The organism is Janthinobacterium sp. FW305-128, from assembly GCF_020858135.1.
Taxonomy (GTDB): Bacteria; Pseudomonadota; Gammaproteobacteria; order Burkholderiales; family Burkholderiaceae_D; genus Janthinobacterium.
The window spans coordinates 24,252-41,907 of the sequence record NZ_JACYMK010000013.1; the positions used below are offsets into that span (position 1 = coordinate 24,252).

At 59.6% G+C, this 17,656-nt stretch carries 15 protein-coding genes; 7 read left to right on the forward strand and 8 right to left on the reverse strand.

Features of this window, described 5'->3' with window-relative positions:
- Nucleotide 1: 1 nt before the first annotated feature.
- Complete coding sequence (pssA, locus tag IGS60_RS24105) at nucleotides 2-742, reverse strand: CDP-diacylglycerol--serine O-phosphatidyltransferase (RefSeq protein WP_230506506.1); 741 nt, start codon at nucleotides 740-742, stop codon at nucleotides 2-4.
- A gap of 267 nt (nucleotides 743-1,009) precedes the next feature.
- On the opposite strand from pssA, the gene IGS60_RS24110 reads away from it, so the two are divergent.
- Both IGS60_RS24110 and IGS60_RS24115 read left to right on the forward strand, forming a co-directional pair.
- Nucleotides 1,010-1,957 (forward strand): CAP domain-containing protein, encoded by a 948-nt coding sequence (locus IGS60_RS24110; protein ID WP_268994189.1) that lies wholly within the window; start codon nucleotides 1,010-1,012, stop codon nucleotides 1,955-1,957.
- 104 nt (nucleotides 1,958-2,061) lie between these two features.
- Nucleotides 2,062-2,697, forward strand: a complete 636-nt coding sequence (locus IGS60_RS24115) for an Hpt domain-containing protein (RefSeq protein WP_070224760.1) — start codon at nucleotides 2,062-2,064, stop codon at nucleotides 2,695-2,697.
- Nucleotides 2,698-2,715: 18 nt separating this feature from the next.
- On the opposite strand, the gene IGS60_RS24120 is transcribed toward IGS60_RS24115, so the two are convergent.
- Nucleotides 2,716-2,913: a hypothetical protein gene (locus IGS60_RS24120; protein ID WP_070224761.1), complete on the reverse strand. Its 198-nt coding sequence runs from the start codon at nucleotides 2,911-2,913 to the stop codon at nucleotides 2,716-2,718.
- 179 nt (nucleotides 2,914-3,092) lie between these two features.
- Here IGS60_RS24120 and IGS60_RS24125 point away from each other — a divergent pair, with 179 nt between their 5' ends.
- Nucleotides 3,093-4,790, forward strand: a complete 1,698-nt coding sequence (locus tag IGS60_RS24125; RefSeq protein WP_121670660.1) for a M1 family metallopeptidase — start codon at nucleotides 3,093-3,095, stop codon at nucleotides 4,788-4,790.
- A gap of 92 nt (nucleotides 4,791-4,882) precedes the next feature.
- On the opposite strand, the gene IGS60_RS24130 is transcribed toward IGS60_RS24125, so the two are convergent.
- From IGS60_RS24130 to rpmH, 6 genes are all read right to left on the reverse strand, one after another.
- Nucleotides 4,883-5,182, reverse strand: coding sequence for a hypothetical protein (locus IGS60_RS24130; RefSeq protein WP_070224763.1), 300 nt, complete (start codon nucleotides 5,180-5,182; stop codon nucleotides 4,883-4,885).
- A 10-nt stretch (nucleotides 5,183-5,192) separates the two neighbouring features.
- Entirely contained in the window at nucleotides 5,193-6,572 is a 1,380-nt protein-coding gene (mnmE, locus tag IGS60_RS24135) for a tRNA uridine-5-carboxymethylaminomethyl(34) synthesis GTPase MnmE (protein WP_070310263.1), read from the reverse strand.
- A 185-nt stretch (nucleotides 6,573-6,757) separates the two neighbouring features.
- Nucleotides 6,758-8,485, reverse strand: coding sequence for a membrane protein insertase YidC (yidC, locus tag IGS60_RS24140; RefSeq protein ID WP_070291974.1), 1,728 nt, complete (start codon nucleotides 8,483-8,485; stop codon nucleotides 6,758-6,760).
- 11 nt (nucleotides 8,486-8,496) lie between these two features.
- Nucleotides 8,497-8,757: a membrane protein insertion efficiency factor YidD gene (gene yidD / locus IGS60_RS24145; RefSeq protein ID WP_034754335.1), complete on the reverse strand. Its 261-nt coding sequence runs from the start codon at nucleotides 8,755-8,757 to the stop codon at nucleotides 8,497-8,499.
- Nucleotides 8,754-9,191: a ribonuclease P protein component gene (gene rnpA / locus IGS60_RS24150; RefSeq protein WP_176389458.1), complete on the reverse strand. Its 438-nt coding sequence runs from the start codon at nucleotides 9,189-9,191 to the stop codon at nucleotides 8,754-8,756. Before rnpA ends, yidD begins: the two co-directional genes overlap by 4 nt.
- A gap of 23 nt (nucleotides 9,192-9,214) precedes the next feature.
- Nucleotides 9,215-9,349, reverse strand: coding sequence for a 50S ribosomal protein L34 (gene rpmH, locus IGS60_RS24155; protein WP_010401996.1), 135 nt, complete (start codon nucleotides 9,347-9,349; stop codon nucleotides 9,215-9,217).
- Between the two features lie 636 nt (nucleotides 9,350-9,985).
- Between rpmH and dnaA the strand changes: the two genes are divergently transcribed.
- The 4 genes from dnaA (at nucleotide 9,986) to IGS60_RS24175 (ending at nucleotide 17,608) form a co-directional block, all read left to right on the forward strand.
- Nucleotides 9,986-11,380, forward strand: a complete 1,395-nt coding sequence (gene dnaA, locus IGS60_RS24160) for a chromosomal replication initiator protein DnaA (RefSeq protein WP_070224767.1) — start codon at nucleotides 9,986-9,988, stop codon at nucleotides 11,378-11,380.
- 274 nt (nucleotides 11,381-11,654) lie between these two features.
- Nucleotides 11,655-12,761 carry a DNA polymerase III subunit beta gene (gene dnaN / locus IGS60_RS24165; protein ID WP_034754341.1) on the forward strand — a complete coding sequence of 369 codons (1,107 nt, stop codon included), beginning with the start codon at nucleotides 11,655-11,657 and terminating at the stop codon, nucleotides 12,759-12,761.
- A gap of 152 nt (nucleotides 12,762-12,913) precedes the next feature.
- A complete protein-coding gene (gene gyrB, locus IGS60_RS24170; protein ID WP_070224768.1) occupies nucleotides 12,914-15,412 on the forward strand; it encodes a DNA topoisomerase (ATP-hydrolyzing) subunit B in 2,499 nt (832 codons plus the stop codon).
- A 96-nt stretch (nucleotides 15,413-15,508) separates the two neighbouring features.
- A complete protein-coding gene (locus IGS60_RS24175; protein WP_230506423.1) occupies nucleotides 15,509-17,608 on the forward strand; it encodes a DEAD/DEAH box helicase family protein in 2,100 nt (699 codons plus the stop codon).
- The last annotated feature ends 48 nt before the right edge of the window (nucleotides 17,609-17,656 follow it).

Below are 17,656 nucleotides of genomic sequence, written 5' to 3' on the forward strand. Positions count from 1 at the left end.
TTTAATCAATCTCGTCCAGGTCATTAAAAACCTGGGGTAAGGCAATACCGCGCCAGCCCAGATGCCACGCCAGGTTGAGCAGCAGGGTGGCGGCGATGTAGACGGCGAAGAACAGCGCGAAGAAACTCGTCTTCAGCCACACCAGCAGGGCGATGGCAAGGATCAGCACCAGCAGCGCGGCCAGGCTTTTCTTTTGCTTGGAGCTGGGGAAACGCAAGGTCGACACCATCAGGCTGCCCACGCCGACGAGCAGCAGCATCAATAGATAGCTGTGCAGCATGGAATCAATGGGCGCCGGCCAGGCTACCACCACCGCCGCCACGCAAGCGGCCCCGGCCGTGATCGGCATGCCGACGAAATACAGGGGATCGGTACGCCCCACGTTCACATTGAAGCGCGCCAGGCGCATGGCCCCGCAGGCGACAAAGAAAAAGCTGGCCATGCCGCCAAAGCGCAGCAGCAGCGGATCGTGCACGCCCATCTGCACGAAGCCGTAGCAATACAACAGGACGGCCGGGGCGCAGCCGAAATTCATCACGTCGGCGATCGAATCGAGCTGCACGCCGAACTGCGAACTGGTTCCCGTCAGCCGGGCCACGTAGCCGTCGAGCGCGTCAAACACGCCGGCGAGCACCAGCAGCGCCGCCGCCAGCCGGTAGGCATCCGCGTCGCCCACGGCGGCGTTGTCGACGGAAATGACGATGCTGGCAAAACCGCAGGCTATCGAAAGCAAAGTCACCATGCTGGGCAAGGCGTATTTGGCGCGCTGCAGGCGCGACTTGGGCAATGTGTTCAAATGTATGGGCAATCAAAAAAATCGGAAGTAAGGCAATGCAGCGGCAAACGCTGCGCTGCGCCCATTCTACCCTGCGCAGCGGCGGCACCGTCCCCGCACGAGCGCGACATATCTTTTCACGGATGCTCTACGCGTGGTCAAAATACCTTAGAATCGTTTTACAGGACAGCACGCTGCCCCCACCGCTGCCCGCCTACCTCTACAGGAGTCGACTTGATTGCCTCGTCACTGCGTTGGAAATACTGGATACCTGCCCTGCTGAGCGCAGCCCTGCTGAGCGCCTGCGGCGGCAGCGATAGCGGCAATACGTCGCTGAGCAACTCGACCCCGGCCGGGCAATTGACGCAGGAGCCGGGTGCTCCCGTTCTCAGCAACAATATTGCCACCGATGGCTTCAACTGGTTCAACTACCGGCGCAGCCAGATCGGCCTGTCGCCGCTGGTGCGCAATAGCCTGATCGACAGCGCGGCCCTCGGCCATTCCAGCTATCTCAATCTCAACAATACGGTGGCGCACGAACAGGTGCAGGGCAAGCCCGGCTTTACAGGCGTCACACTGGGCGACCGCCTGGCCAAGGCCGGCTACGTCGTCACCTCGCTGCAGGGCGAAGTGATCGCCGGCGCGAGCAACACGTCCGGCTTTTACCTGGCCGAAGAACTGGTCACGGCCATCTATCACCGCTTCGTCATTTTCGAGCCGCTGTTCAAGGAAGGCGGCGCGGGCGCGGCCGTCAGCAGCGCCGGCTATGCGTATTTCACCACCGACCTGGCCGGCAACCGCAGCTATGGCCCGGGGCTGGCGGCGGGACAGATCGTCACTTACCCCTACAGCGGACAGCAGAAGGTGGCCGTCAGTTTTTCCAGCAATAACGAATCGCCCGATCCCGTGCCGAACCAGGACGTGGTCGGCTACCCGATCAGCGTGCATGCCAATTACGGCACGCCCGTCAGCGTGACGGCGTTCAGCGTGCGCCAGCGCGGCGCCGCCGCGGACCTGGCCGTGCGCCTGCTCACCAGCGGCAACGACGTGCATACGCCGGTCTCGGCCGCATCCATCATCCCGCTGGCGGCCTTGAACGCGAACACCAGCTATGACGTGAGTTTCATCGGGAAAGTCAATGGCGCGGACGTCACGCAGAGCTGGTCATTCACGACGCGCTAGGCGGCAAGCTGGCGCCAAGCGGACGCAGTGCAGAGTACGACTGGATGTAAAATAGCAGTTCCTGCTTTACTGACATTGACAAGTTTTGGGGCGCTCTGCACAGCATGCTGAAACCACACGCCACTTGCGATGATGATGCCGCCGTTGCGGCATCCGACATGGTCCGTATTCTCGACGTTGAGAACGGACTGGGCCGCATCATGGGCGACCGCATCCTGTACCTGAAAATCCTGCGCCGTTTCCTGCACGACCACGGCACCACGCCGTGCCAGATCCGCGCCGAATTCGACACGGGCAACTACGTTTCCGCGCGCCTGAAAGCGCATACCCTGAAAGGCGCCGCCGGCATGATCGGGGCGCGCCATGTGCACAGCCTGTCGGAAACCCTGGAATCGGCACTGCGTGCGCAGGCGCCCGACCTGGCCCAGCAGATGCTGCAGCTGGAACTGGCGCAGGATCAATTGCTCGGCGCAGTCAGCAGCATGCTGGGCACGCCGGAGGCAAACCACACGGCGGCGCAGGACGTGGCGCCCGACCCGGCCGCGCCCGCCATCCAGCTGCTGCTGGCGCGCCTGGCCAGCCATTTGCGCGAAGGCGACGGCGCGGCCATCGACATCCTGGAAAACTCGGCCAGCCTGCTCGCGGCCAGCCTGGGCGTGAACGTGTACCAGGAGGTGGCCGCCGCCGCGCACGAGTTCGATTTCGAAGGCGCCCTGGCGGCGCTGCTGCGGCGCCGCTAGCGCACAGCGAGCTGCCGCTCAGCTGTTGAACTGCGCCTCTTCCGCATACGCCACGCAACAACTCTTGCAACAGAAGCGGCGCACGGCATCGAGCGGCTTGTCGCAGTACCAGCATGCACCTTTCGGCGGCAGCGCTGCGATCAATTGCGGCAGGGAAGGCAATGGCGGCGCCGCCATGCCCCTGCTTTCCACGACTTCCGGCTGTTCGCTGTCCATGGCGCTTCCTTTCCTAGCGGCACTTCAAGGCCGCTCAGCAAGATTACGTCAGCACAGTTTGAAGCCCATGACATTTCTCAACCGTGGCCACGCTTGCCCCATCGGCACCTTGAAATTTCCAAACGACAACGTTGTCACTTCACACTACAATCAGTGCTCCGTTCACTTGCGCGCACGCCATGAAACACATCCCCCTGTTGCTCTCCTGCCTGCTGCTCAGCGCCTGCGCCACGCGCGCGCCCACCGCCTACACCCTCAATTCGGGTGCCGAACGCACGCCGGAACAATTGGCGGTGGTATTCGAACATGCCGACCTGACCCTGCGCATCGATCCGGCCCGCCGCAGCATTGCCGGCGATGCGCGCCTGACCTTCCTGGCCACGCAGCCGATCTCGCGGTTCGCGCTGGACCTGGACCGCAACCTGCCCGTCGATGCCATCGAAGTCGACGGCAAGGCGCTGCGGCCGCAAGACTATGCCAACCCGGACGGCCGCCTGAGCATGACCTTGCCGGCCACCCTCGCGGCAGGCGCGCGCACCACCATCCGCATCGTCTACCACGGCGTGCCGCACGTCGCCGTGAAAGCGCCGTGGGATGGCGGCATGGTATGGTCGAGCACGGCCGATGGCGCGCCGTGGATCGCCAGCGCCGTGCAAGGCGAAGGCTGCGACCTGTTCTGGCCCTGCATCGACCACCCGATGGGCAAGGCCCGGCTGATCGACCAGCACATCCAGGTACCGGCGCCGCTGGTGGCGGCCGGCAACGGCATTGCGCTCGGCATGGATGAGACCGACGGCTGGCGCACCTGGCACTGGCGCGCCAAACACCCGAGCACCTATGGCATCGCCCTGAACGTGGCGCCCTACCGCAGCCTGCAGGGCGAGTATGCTAGCCGCTACGGCAACCGCATCCCCCTGCAATTCTGGTACTTGCCGGAAAGCGAGGCCAAGGCGGGCGCCCTGTTCGCGGAATTGCCGCCAATGCTGGACTTTTTTGAAAGCGTCATCGGCCCCTACCCGTTTGGCGATGAGAAAGTCGGCATCGCCGAAACCCCGCACAAGGGCATGGAACACCAGACCATCAATGCCTATGGCAACAAATTCGCCAAGACCAGCTATGGCTACGATGAATTGCTGCAGCATGAGTTTGCCCATGAATGGTTCGGCAACCAGCTCACCAACAGCAACTGGGACGATATGTGGCTGCACGAAGGCTTCGGCACGTTTATGCAGCCGCTGTACATGCAATATCTGCGAGGCGAGCAAGAGTATTTTGCTTCGTTGCAGCAAATGCGGGCCGGCATCGTCAACAAGGCGCCCATGGTTTCGGGCAAGCCGAGAAGCGAGGAAGAAGTCTACGACCAGAAAAAGGGCGGACCGGGCGGCGACCTGTATGTGAAAGGGGCGCTGGTGCTGCACACCTTGCGCGGCCTGATCGGCGACGAGGCCTTCTTCCGCGCCGTGCGCCTGCTCGTCTACGGCACGGAACAGCCGCTGCCGGGCCAGTTCCAGCCGCGCTACGGCAGCACGGCGGAATTCATGGCCATCGTCAACAAAGTCACGGGCAGCAATTACGACTGGTTCTTCCAGGTTTATCTGTACCAGGCGGCATTGCCGGAACTGTCCGCCGTGCGCGACGGCGACACCTTGCGCCTGCTATGGAAGACGCCTGCCGACATCGCCTTCCCGATGCCGGTGGAAGTGCGTATCGGCAAAGAAATCCACACCGTTCCCATGTCGCTGGGCTTCGGCGAACTGCCCCTGCCGGCCGGCGCCACATACACGCTCGACCCGCACTCGCGCGTGCTGCGCCAGGCTGAACATATCGAGGCCTTCCAGAAGTTCAAGGAAGAACAGGCGAAGGGGAGGAAGGGGTGACAAAACCTGGGGTCAGACCCCCTCGCACCTGAGCGATGACCTTTGTGTTAGCGGTGTTGAGGGTCTGACCCCGGCCTTTTCGCCGTTCGGACTTATTTCCGAAAGCTCCTGACCGCGTCATTGGCATTCTCGGCAATGACTTGTTGCAGCTTCGGCTGCTTCGCGTATTTCACGCGCAAGCGCTTCCACTGCCGCTGCGCCTGGCCGCACGAGCTGGCCACGGCTTGCGTGATCTCGCGCTGGCGCGCCTTGTCGTTGTCATCCCATTCGCCGGCGAAGTGCTCGCACATCTGCGCATTTTCGACGAATTTCGCCACGTCTTGCGGCAACTTTTCCTGCGCGCCAGCCAGAAGGGGCAGGCAGGCGAACATGACGACAAACAGCAGCTTCATCCGATTCTCCTTACTTGCCGATGCAGAAACGGCTGAAGATCACGCCCAGCAGATCGTCAGGCGAAAACTCGCCCGTGATGCTCGACAGCTGCACCTGCGCCAGGCGCAGCTCTTCGGCGAACAGGTCCAGCGACTGGTCGTCCTGCGCCGCGTGCGCGGCGGCGATATCGAGATGCTTGCCGGCCGATTTCAAGGCGATCAGATGGCGTTCGCGCGCCAGGTACAGCGATTCGCCCGTCTGCTGCCAGCCGGCGATGCGCAACAGTTCCGCGCGCAGCAGGTCGATGCCGATGTGCTCGTGCGCCGACAGATACACGTGGGTGGCGTCCGGCATGTTGTCGACGCCGGGCTTGTGGCCAGAGAGATCGATCTTGTTCCACACGCGCACCACGGGCACGCCTTCCGGGAAGGCGGCGACGATGGTTTCATCGGCCAGTGTCGGGCCATGATCTGCGTCAAGCAGGTGCAAAATCACGTCCGCCTTGCCAATTTCTCCCCAGGTGCGCTCGATGCCGATGCGCTCGACGGCATCAATGGTGTCGCCCGCGCTGCGGATGCCGGCCGTGTCGATGATGTTGAGCGGAATGCCTTCGATCTGGATGGTTTCGCTGACCTTGTCGCGCGTGGTGCCGGCGATCGGCGTGACGATGGCCACGTCGGCGCCCGCCAGCGCGTTCAGCAAGGACGATTTGCCCACGTTCGGCTGGCCGGCCAGCACCACGTTCAGACCTTCGCGCAGCAGCGCGCCCTGCGCCGCCTGCGCAAACACTTTATTTAACGCTTCGATGACGGCTTTTAATTGACCGCGCGCATTCGATTTTTCCAGGAAATCGATTTCCTCTTCCGGGAAGTCCAGGGTCGCCTCGACCAGCATCCTTAAACCCGTCACCTGTTCCACCAGCGCGTGGATGGTGTTCGAGAACGCGCCCGACAGCGATTGCGAGGCGGACTTGGCCGCCGCTTCCGTCGAGGCGTCGATCAGGTCCGCCACGGCTTCGGCTTGCGCCAGGTCCAGCTTGTCATTGAGAAAAGCGCGGCGCGTGAATTCGCCCGGTTCTGCCAGACGCAGGCCGCTGTCCTTGCCCGCTTCGAGCACGCGCGCCAGCAGCAGCTGCAGCACGATGGGGCCGCCGTGGCCCTGCAATTCCAGCACGTCTTCGCCCGTGTACGAATGCGGGCCCTTGAAGTGGATGGCGATGCCCTGGTCGATGATGCTGCCATCGGCTTCCGTGAACGGCAGATAGGTGGCGTGGCGCGGTTTCAGCGTTTGCGCACCGAACAGGGCCGTCATCAGCGGGGCGAGATTTTTGCCGGAGGCGCGTACCACGCCGATGCCGCCGCGTCCGGGAGCGGTGGCAATGGCGGCGATAGGGGAAGAGTCGAGTTTCATGGGGATATTGTAATAGGTACGGCAAGGGAAGGTGCAGCAACGTAGGTCGGCTTAGCGCGCAGCGCGTAAGCCGACGCAGCACACGCTGGCGATAGTGTCGGATTACGCGTGGCCTTGCCACGCTAATCCGACCTACAAGAATTAAAAAGCCCGCACTAGGCGGGCTTTTACTTCGCTAACCCTGCTTACACAGTGGACGGCGCGTATTTCTTGGTGATCACCCATTGCTGGCCGATCGACAGGACGTTGTTGACGACCCAGTAGAGTACCAGGCCCGACGGGAAGAAGAAGAACATCACCGAGAATGCCAGTGGCATGAACAGCATCATCTTCGCTTGCATCGGATCGGCCGGGGCCGGGTTCAGCTTGGTCGTGATGTACATCGAGATCGCGTACAGCACCGGCAGGATGCACCATGGGTCATGCTGGGCCAGGTCGGTGATCCAGCCGATCCATGGCGCGCCGCGGATTTCCACGGACGCGTTCAGCACCCAGTACAGGGCGATAAAGACGGGCATCTGGATCAGGATCGGCAGGCAGCCGCCCAGCGGATTGATCTTTTCCGTCTTGTACAGCTCCATCGTGGCCTGGTTCATCTTTTGCGGATCGCCTTTGTAGCGCTCGCGGATCGCCTGCATCTTCGGCGTGACCAGTTTCATCTTGGCCATGCTGCGGTAGCCAGCGGCCGACAGGGGGAAGAAGGCCAGCTTGATCAGGATCGTGAAGGCGATGATGGTCCAGCCCCAGTTACCCAGCACGCTGTGGATGTGTTCCATGACCCAGAAGATCGGCTTGGCGATGATGGTCAGCCAGCCGTAATCCTTGACCAGTTCCAGGCCAGGCGAAACGTTTTCCAGCAGGTGCGCGATTTGCGGACCCGAGTACAGCTTGCTGTCCATGCTGGCCGTGGCGCCTGGCGCCAGGGTAGGCAATGGCAGCACGTTGCCGATGGCGTACAGGTTGGTGCCGAGCTTTTTCGTGAAGATATCGCGCTTGGCGTTTTCAGGCGGAACGAAAGCCGACACGAAGAAGTGTTGCGAAATCGCAAACCAGCCGCCATTCGCCGTGGCCGGATGCAGGCCTTTCATGGCGTTGTCGTTGCCCTTCTTCTCGTCTTCCACGGCCGCTTTTTCGATTTTCTCGAACGTCAGCTTCTGGTACTTGTCTTGCGGCGTGTACAGGGTCGGACCCGTGAAGCTGCTGTTGAAGAACGAGTCGCCGACCGGCTTGTTGCCGTCATGCGTCAGTTGCAGATACAGCTGCGGCGTGACAGGGGCCGCGCCCACGTTGGCCACGTCGTGGCGCACGTCGATGACGTAGTCGCCGCGCTTGAACGTAAACGTCTTGGTCAGCTTGACGCCGCCTTCGACCGCTTCCATCACCAGTTGCACTTGCTTACCGTCACCGAGGGTGCGCACGCCAGGCTGCACAGTGAAACCGCTCGCATGGGTGGGGAACGGACCGCCGACCAGGCCCGACTGCGCCAGGTAGGTGTGGTTCGCGCCTTCGTCGAACAGCACTTCGTTTTGCTTGCCTTCGTCAGGCTGGCACCATTTGAACAGGCCGAAGCAGCCGCCGAACCAGCCCGGATTGCCGGCGCCCTTGAACTTCAGCAATTCCAGACGCTTGACCTGGCCGCCCAGGGTGTCGATATCGACCTTGATGACGTCGGTGGTGATGGTAATCACTTCGCGCTTGAACGCGGCGGGATCGGTCGCTTCGCCAGGCACGGCGGTCGCGCCGGCAGCAGGCAGGGCGGCCGTCTTGGCCGGGGTGACAGGCGCCTTGGCGGTTTGTTCCGTGTTCGCGGAGAACATCGACGGCTTGCCGTTCGAGATCATCCATTCGTTCCAGAGAATTACCAGCGAGACGGAAAACACGATCCACAGGATGGTACGTTTATTGATATCCATTAGGGTATTTGTCAGGAGTGGTTGCAACCGCAAGCGGTCGTTGAAGATTGTTTGCCATCGGCCGGCGGCACCGGGTCGACGCCCCCTTCATTCCAGGGGTGGCAACGGCACAGGCGCTTGGCAGCCAGCAGGCTGCCCTTGGCCGTACCGTGCACGCGCAGCGCTTCCATCGCGTAATGCGAACAGCTCGGATAGAAACGGCAATTCTGTCCCAGCATGGGGCTGATCAGCAACTGATAAGCACGCAGCAGGAACAGCAGCAGGGTTTTCATGGCGCGGATGGTGGTGGCGCAGCAACAGAACGGGCCTGGGCGGCGATTTGCGCCGCGAACAGGCGGCTCAATTCTTCACGCAGCTCGGCTTTGAGCTTGGTCGTGGTGGCCGGGCCATCCTTGCTGTTGACGGCGCGCGACAAACGCACCACGCAGTCGACCGGCGGCATCGCGCTGTTGCGAAACAGCTCGCGCGTGACGCGCTTGATCGTGTTGCGGGTCGCCGCGCGCGGCGCGAAACGCTTGGCCACAACGACGCCCAGCCGCGCATGCGGCAATTGATTGTGTCGGGTGTACAGCACAAAATGCGCTGTTTTTTGCGAAGGGCGCAAACGAAAAACGGATGAAAATTCATCCGTTTTAACGATACGCCGAAAGCGCGCGAAGTCGTGTGAACCTTCGCGTTGATTGCCGACTGGAGTACAGCTAGCCACGCGATCAGCTGTCAACGACAAGCCTAGACGGCCAGACGTTTGCGGCCCTTTGCGCGACGTGCGTTGAGCACATCACGGCCACCACGGGTAGCCATACGAGCGCGGAAGCCGTGCGTACGCTTGCGGCGAACGACGGAAGGTTGGTAAGTACGTTTCATGTTGGTCTCGCTAAAAACAAAAAAAATGCAAAATCGGGTCTGACGTCCCGTCAGTTTTTGGTGCCAATGACAATCGCGCACTTATGCCAAGGCACAAGCTGGCCAATCTCATCGCCCGCTTGAACGCGCACCAAATCGACTACGCGGAGCGATTTGCGGCCTCCGGTGCTCACTGTGCCTTCGCACAGTTGCGCGCCTCAGCCACAACTCATCACCGCTCGCTACGATTTGGTACTGCGTCGTTAATCCACGCTTAGTCCATATTGTCGTTCCAAATGAATAAACACGGAATACGGGCGGGGAACCCTGAATTATTCAGCATATGCCCCCCTCTTGTCAAGGATTGCCGTGATCGCCTGGAAATTTGCGCGCGGCTCCCCATCTGCCGGCAAGGCCCCGCCGCAGGCCGCGCCAGCACTGCCTGTGACGGGATAACCGGGGGATAAGTCGCTTCTTATACACATGGCGCCCCACCCCGCCACACAAAAATAAGCGTCGTGCCTGTGGATAACTTTGTCAGTCGGGAGTAGAATAGCGCGTTACGTGTGGCGAGCCCTCGCGCGACGCCGGCCTTGCAACACGGTGACCGCAGGGCAGAATCGATACGCCCTCCCACACCTTTTCACATAGACATACATGGATAATTTCTGGCAGGCCTGTTCCGCGCAGTTGGAACTGGAGCTGACACCGCAACAATTCAGTGCGTGGATCAAACCGCTTATCCCTCTCGATTACGAAGAGGGCAAGCTGCGCATTGCTGCGCCCAATCGCTTCAAGCTCGATTGGGTCAAGACCCAGTTCGCCAGCCGCATCACGGCGCTGGCCATACAGTATTTCGAAGCGCCGACGGAAGTGCAGTTCGTGCTCGACCCGCGCCTGGCCCTGCCGAAAAAGCCAGTCACCGCCAGCACCCCGGCCAGCGATCCGAATGGCGGCGCGCCCAGCGCCCGCCCGGCGGAGCCGCAGCCGAGCGTGCCGGAACTGAGCATCGGCGCCGCGCCGCGCCGCGAGCAGAGCCGCATCAACACCGACCTGACCTTCGACAGCTTCGTGACCGGTAAGGCCAACCAGCTGGCGCGCGCCGCCGCCATCCAGGTGGCGAACAATCCGGGCGTGTCGTATAACCCGCTGTTCTTTTACGGCGGCGTCGGCCTGGGTAAAACCCACTTGATCCACGCCATCGGCAATCAGGTGATGGCCGACAATCCGGGCGCGAAGATACGCTACATCCACGCGGAACAGTACGTTCGCGACGTAGTGACCGCTTACCAGCGCAAGGGTTTCGACGATTTCAAGCACTACTATCACTCGCTCGACATGCTGCTGATCGATGATATCCAGTTCTTTGGCGGCAAGAGCCGCACGCAGGAAGAGTTTTTCTATGCGTTCGAGGCATTAATTGCTGCGAAGAAACAGATCATCATCACCTCGGATACGTATCCGAAGGAAATCACGGGCATGGACGACCGCCTGATTTCGCGCTTCGACTCGGGCCTGACGGTGGCCATCGAACCGCCGGAACTGGAAATGCGCGTGGCGATTCTGTTGAAAAAAGCCAAGCAGGAAGGCGTGACCTTCTCCGACGACGTGGCCTTCTTTGTCGCCAAGCACTTGCGCTCGAACGTGCGCGAACTGGAAGGCGCGCTGCGCAAAATTCTGGCGTACTCGCGTTTCCATGGCAAAGACATCACCATCGATATCGTCAAGGAAGCCTTGAAGGACTTGCTGTCGGTGCAGAACCGTCAGATTTCCGTGGAAAACATCCAGAAAACCGTGGCCGACTTCTTCAATATCAAGGTTGCCGACATGTATTCGAAGCGCCGCCCCGCAAATATCGCCCGGCCGCGCCAGATCGCCATGTACCTGGCCAAGGAATTGACACAGAAGAGCCTGCCGGAAATCGGCGAGCTGTTCGGCGGCCGCGACCACACCACGGTGCTCCATGCCGTGCGCAAGATCGCGCTGGACCGCACCAAGAATCCGGAATGCAACCATGAACTGCATGTGCTGGAGCAAACATTGAAAGGCTAAGAACGCCTGATCAAACCTACTGCGCGTCGCGATTCGCGGCCTCCGATGCTCACTGTGCTAAAGCACAGCTCCGCGTCTCGGCCACGACTGACTGCCGCTCGCTACGGTTTTGTCAGGCGTTGCAAGCACGACTGGGCAAGACTGGCTCAAAACGTGCTTTACCCTTATCATCTGGGAGGGCACCGCAGCCGGTCTGTCGGGGCTCCTTATGGCAAGAATTGTTAAATTAATACGTTAAACGTCGTACTATTCAACCTATACATTGAGGATAAATATGCAATTGGTCAAAACCACCCGAGATACCCTTCTCCGGCCACTGCAGATCGTGAGCGGTATTGTCGAGCGTCGGCACACTATGCCGATTCTGGCCAATATCCTCATCCGCAAAGACGGTGAAAATGTCTCCTTCCTGTCGACCGACACCGAAGTGCAGATCACCACGCACGCGGAAATCGGTTCCGGCGCGGACGTCACCGGTACCACCGTGGCCGCGCGCAAGCTGCTCGACATTTTGCGCGCGCTGCCCGAATCGGGCGACGTCACGATGACCCTGCTCAACAAGCGCCTGACCGTGCAAACGGGCAAATCGCGCTTCGCCCTGCAAACCCTGGCGGCGGAAGAGTTTCCAACCGTGCAACAGGCGGAAAGCTACAACGCGTCCGTCACCCTGCCCCAGAAAACGCTGAAGCACCTGTTCAACATGGTGCATTTCTCGATGGCGCAGCAAGACATCCGCTATTACCTGAACGGCTTGCTGCTGGTTCTGGATGGTAATAATGTCATCGCCGTGGCCACCGACGGCCACCGCCTGGCGTTTTGCCAGGTCGCCACCGAGCAGACGTTCGCGCGCCAGGAAGTGATTATTCCGCGCAAGACCATCATCGAACTGCAGCGCCTGCTGGAAGAGAACGATGAGCCGGTGCAGCTGGACATCGCCGCCAACCAGGTGAAACTGACCTTTGCCGACATCGAGCTGATCTCGAAGCTGGTGGAAGGCAAATTCCCCGACTACACGCGCGTCATTCCTAAAGGCTACAAGAACGACTTCACCATCGGCCGCGATGAACTGCTGCGCTCGCTGCAACGTGCCGCCATCATGACCAGCGACAAGTTCAAGGGCGTGCGCTGCATCATCACCCCGGGCAGCATGAAGATCAGCTCGACCAATGCGGACCAGGAAGAAGCCGTCGAAGAGCTGGAAATCGACTACGGCGGCGACTCTGTCGACATCGGCTTCAACGTGACGTATCTGCTGGACGTGCTGAACAACCTGAAATGCGAATACGTCAACATCGCGCTGGGCGACTCGAACTCGTCCGCCCTGATCTCCATCCCGGACAATGCCGACTTCAAGTATGTCGTCATGCCGATGCGGATCTAAAGACCACAGCAGTGACGTAGGTCGGATGAGCGCAGCGTCATCCGACATGCTGAGCGCCGTCTGTCGGGTTACGCCGTTCCGGCTAACCCGACCTGCGGTCATCAGCCAGCAGCCCCGAATCAATCAGCAATCGTTATTTGAGAAAGCAGTCCATGTCCGAGAATCCACAAGACACCCCGATCCAGGCCAAAACGGAAGAATACGGCGCCTCCTCCATCCAGATCCTGGAAGGCCTGGAAGCCGTACGCAAACGCCCGGGCATGTACATTGGCGACACCTCGGACGGCACCGGCTTGCACCATCTGGTATTCGAAGTGCTGGACAACTCCATCGATGAATCGCTGGCCGGCCACTGCACGGAAATCCACGTCACCATCCACAGCGACAATTCGATCTCGATCACCGACAATGGCCGCGGCGTGCCGACCGGCCTGAAAATGGACGACAAGCACGATCCGAAGCGTTCGGCGGCGGAAATCGTCATGACGGAACTGCACGCGGGCGGCAAGTTCGATCAGAACTCGTATAAAGTCTCGGGCGGTTTGCACGGCGTGGGCGTGTCCTGCGTGAATGGCCTGTCGAAATTGCTGAAACTGACCATCCGCCGCGACGGCAAGGTCCATTACATGGAATTCGTGCGCGGCGTGCCGCAAGACCGCCAGATCGTCATGGTCGGCGACGTCGCCACCTCCCCGATCAAGGTCATCGGCGACACCGACAAGCGCGGCACCGACGTGCACTTCTGGGCCGACGAAGAGATTTTCACGCATGTGGAATTCCACTACGAAATCCTGGCCAAGCGCATCCGCGAACTGTCCTTCCTGAACAATGGCGTCAACATCAAGTTGTCCGACCAGCGCACGGGCAAGGAAGAAATCTTCGCCTTCGAAGGCGGCACGCGCGGCTTCGTCGAATACATCAACAAGGCCAAATCGGTCTTGCACCCGACGATTTTCCAGGCTACGGGCGAGCGCCTGTCGGACCAGAACACGAACATCTCGGTCGACGTGTCGATGCAGTGGAACGATGCCTACAATGAACAGGTGTTGTGCTTCACGAATAACATCCCGCAACGCGACGGCGGTACCCACCTGACGGGCCTGCGCGCGGCCATGACGCGCGTGATCAACAAATACATCGATGAACACGAGTTCGCCAAGAAGGCGAAAGTGGAAATCAGCGGCGACGACATGCGCGAAGGCCTGACCTGCGTCCTGTCGGTAAAAGTGCCGGAACCGAAATTCTCGTCGCAGACGAAAGACAAGCTGGTATCGAGCGAAGTGCGCGGTCCTGTCGAAGAGATCGTCGCCAAGACCCTGGCCGATTACCTGCAAGAAAAACCGAACGACGCCAAGATCATTTGCGGCAAGATCGTCGAAGCGGCACGTGCCCGTGAAGCGGCCCGCAAGGCCCGCGACCTGACGCGCCGCAAAGGCATCATGGATGGCCTGGGCCTGTCGGCCAAGCTGGCCGACTGCCAGGAAAAAGACCCCGCCCTGTGCGAACTGTACATCGTCGAGGGTGACTCGGCAGGCGGCTCGGCAAAACAAGGGCGCGACCGCAAATTCCAGGCGATCCTGCCGTTGCGCGGTAAAGTGCTGAACGTGGAAAAAGCCCGTTTCGAGAAAATGCTGTCGTCGGAGCAGATCACCACCCTGATCGCCACCCTCGGCACCTCGATCGGACCGGACGAATTCAACGTCGAGAAGCTGCGCTACCACCGCATCATCATCATGACCGATGCGGACGTCGACGGCGCCCACATCCGTACCCTGCTGCTGACCCTGTTCTACCGCCAGATGCCGCAACTGGTCGAGCGCGGCCACATCTACATCGCGCAACCGCCGCTGTACAAGGTGAAAGCGGGCCGCGACGAGCGCTATCTGAAAGATGACGCCGAAGAAGCGAGCTACATGATGACGGTGGCGCTGAACACGGCCGTGCTGGTGCCGCGCACAGGCGCGGAAGGCATTTCCGGCGACACCCTGACGGAACTGGTGCGCAAGTTCAACCTGTCGAACACCATCATGACGCGTCTGACGCGCGTCATCGACCGCGCCGCCCTGACGGCCATCATGACGGGCGTGCAGCTGGACCTGTCGACCCTGGACCTGGCGGAAGCTTCCGCCCTGGCCCTGCAGACGGCCATCAACGACAGCGCCGTGAAAGTGCATGTGCGTTCCGACGACTTGTCGGAAAAACACATGCTGCGCATCGAGCGCATGCACCACGGCAACATCAAAGTCAGCGCCATCGACGCCGACTTCGTGCAAGGCCCGGACTACGCCGTGCTGAGCAGCGGCGCCGCCACCTTCGAAGGCCTGATCGGCGAAGGCGCGTTTGTCCGCCGCGGCGAAGGCGAGCGCATGAAGGAAATCGCCGTGGTCGACTTCCACCAAGCCATGCAATGGCTGCGCGACGAAGCCGAACGCACCGTCTCGAAACAGCGCTACAAAGGTCTGGGCGAAATGAACCCGGACCAATTGTGGGAAACGACGATGGACCCGACCGTGCGCCGCCTGTTAAAAGTGCAGATCGAAGACGCCATTGCGGCGGATCAGATCTTCACGACGCTGATGGGGGATGATGTGGAGCCACGCAGGGCGTTTATTGAGAATAATGCGTTGAGGGCGGGGAATATTGACGTTTAAGCTGTCGGGTGACACATTAAGTGAAAACTGTGCCAAATTAGTGAAAACAGTTGCCATTAAAACAGTTGGGGATATCCTAAAAGCATTGATGCGCTGATGAGCCTTCGTGAATTCACTCCTCGTATTTGCTATCGATCCAACACGGGCAACGTAGTTGATGATTTCTACGTACCGTGCATGGAGCGTTCAGTTCTGTATCGTCGAGCGGTCGGTTACTTTACTAGCAAGGCGCTGAGTCTTGCCGCACGCGGTGCCGCCCATCTGATCAAATCGGGCGGCCGAATTCAGCTGATTACCTCACCGCATCTGCAAGAATCGGATATAGAGGCAATCGAAAAGGGCTATGAATCGCGTGGGCAACGTATTCGGCAAGTAATAGAAGTCGAGCTCGATGAATTGGCAAACGAGTTGGAGCACGAACGATTGGCAGCGCTCGCTTGGCTTATTTCGGTAGGCGCGCTCGAGATAAAACTCGCCCTGCGGGTGAATCCAAATACCAAGCAGCTCGTCCGTGGCATCTATCACGAAAAGATAGGGATATTTGCGGACTCCGAGGGCAACCTAATCTCCTTCACAGGATCGCAGAACGAAACGGAAGGCGGTTTTGTCGACAATTTCGAATCAATTGACGTTTATTGGTCGTGGGAAGATCCGCATCGTCGTGCACAAGCTAAGGCCGCGGACTTTGACGACTTGTGGAACGGAGCAATATCCGACTCGGGGCTTGAAATACTAGACTTTACGAGCGTAGCCAAAGAACTACTGCTGAAATACACTCCCGCTTCGCCGCCAGAGCTTGACCCAGGCCAACTGGCTTGGCGTTCTCCACGTGGAAAAGCTTCCAACCGCCCTAGCTTGCCGGTCAATTTACAGCTGCGTCCGCATCAAATTGAGGGCATTCAAAACTGGGTGGCAGCGCAGGGAAGAGGCATTCTTCAAATGGCTACAGGCGCTGGCAAGACAATCACAGCATTGGCGGCGGCGGTTAAGTTATCAGAGCAGCTTGGACTACAAGCATTGATCGTGATCTGTCCGTACAGACATTTGGTGCAACAGTGGAGCCGTGAGGCCGAGAACTTTGGTTTTGCACCACTATTAGCGTTCGAAAATATACATCGTTGGGCTGAAACGCTAGCCATCCAGTTAAATGAGGTCGGCATAGGAACAAGAGCGTTCCTGACGGTAATGACGACGAACAGCACATTTTCGTCCCAAGCATTCCAAAGCAGACTGAGGTACTTCCCTAGGAATACGATGATCGTTGGCGATGAGGTACACAATCTTGGCGCCGAAGGTCTCGCTGAGTCGCTTCCGGATTCAATTGGACTACGCCTTGGGCTGTCAGCGACTCCAGAGCGATGGTTTGATCCTGAAGGTACTGCCCGCCTATTCAAATACTTTGGAGAGGTAATCGAACCACGCCTCACGTTAAAGCGTGCGCTAGAGCTCAATGTTCTCGTTCCATACCGGTACGTTCCTATCCTCATTGAATTGGATGACGATGAACGCGAAAAATATTTGGAGCTCAGCGCAAAGCTGGCAAAGGTGTGGAACTTACACGACCAGGAAACCGGCTCGGCCAAGTACATTTTGCTTGAGCGCAGTCGCCTGGTCGCTTCCGCACGTAATAAACTCGTGGCGCTAAGATCGCTGGGACAAACCACGCTGAAGGACCACGGTCACCTCCTCGTGTATTGCGGCGATGGCACTGTCGAATCTGCATTAGACGACGGCGTAGCACGTCAGGTTGATGAAGCCTTGCGGATCTTGGGTAGCGAACTTGGTATGAGGATGTCACGCTACACCTCTGGCGAAGATCTTGAGGAACGAGAGCTACTTCGCGTCCAAATCGAAGCTGGGACACTACAAGGGCTCGTCGCAATCCGCTGCTTGGATGAAGGGGTAGATATTCCCTCTGTGACAACAGCAGTCATTCTCGCCAGCAGTAGTAACCCACGCCAATTCATCCAACGACGCGGCAGAGTGCTGCGCAAGTCGCCAGGCAAAGAATCGGCGACCGTCTATGACATGGTGGTCGTCCCTCCAATCGAGACAGTTATGAGCGAATCAGAACGCCAACTCCTTCGAAAAGAACTAATCCGCTTCGTCGAATTTGCGGATCTCGCCACCAACTCAGGTGAAGCTCGAGCAGCAATCTTTCCGTTTCAGAAGAAGTTCAACCTAATGGATATTTAGAAAAAGATGGAAACAATAGATACTCAAGATCCAATAGAACCACTTATG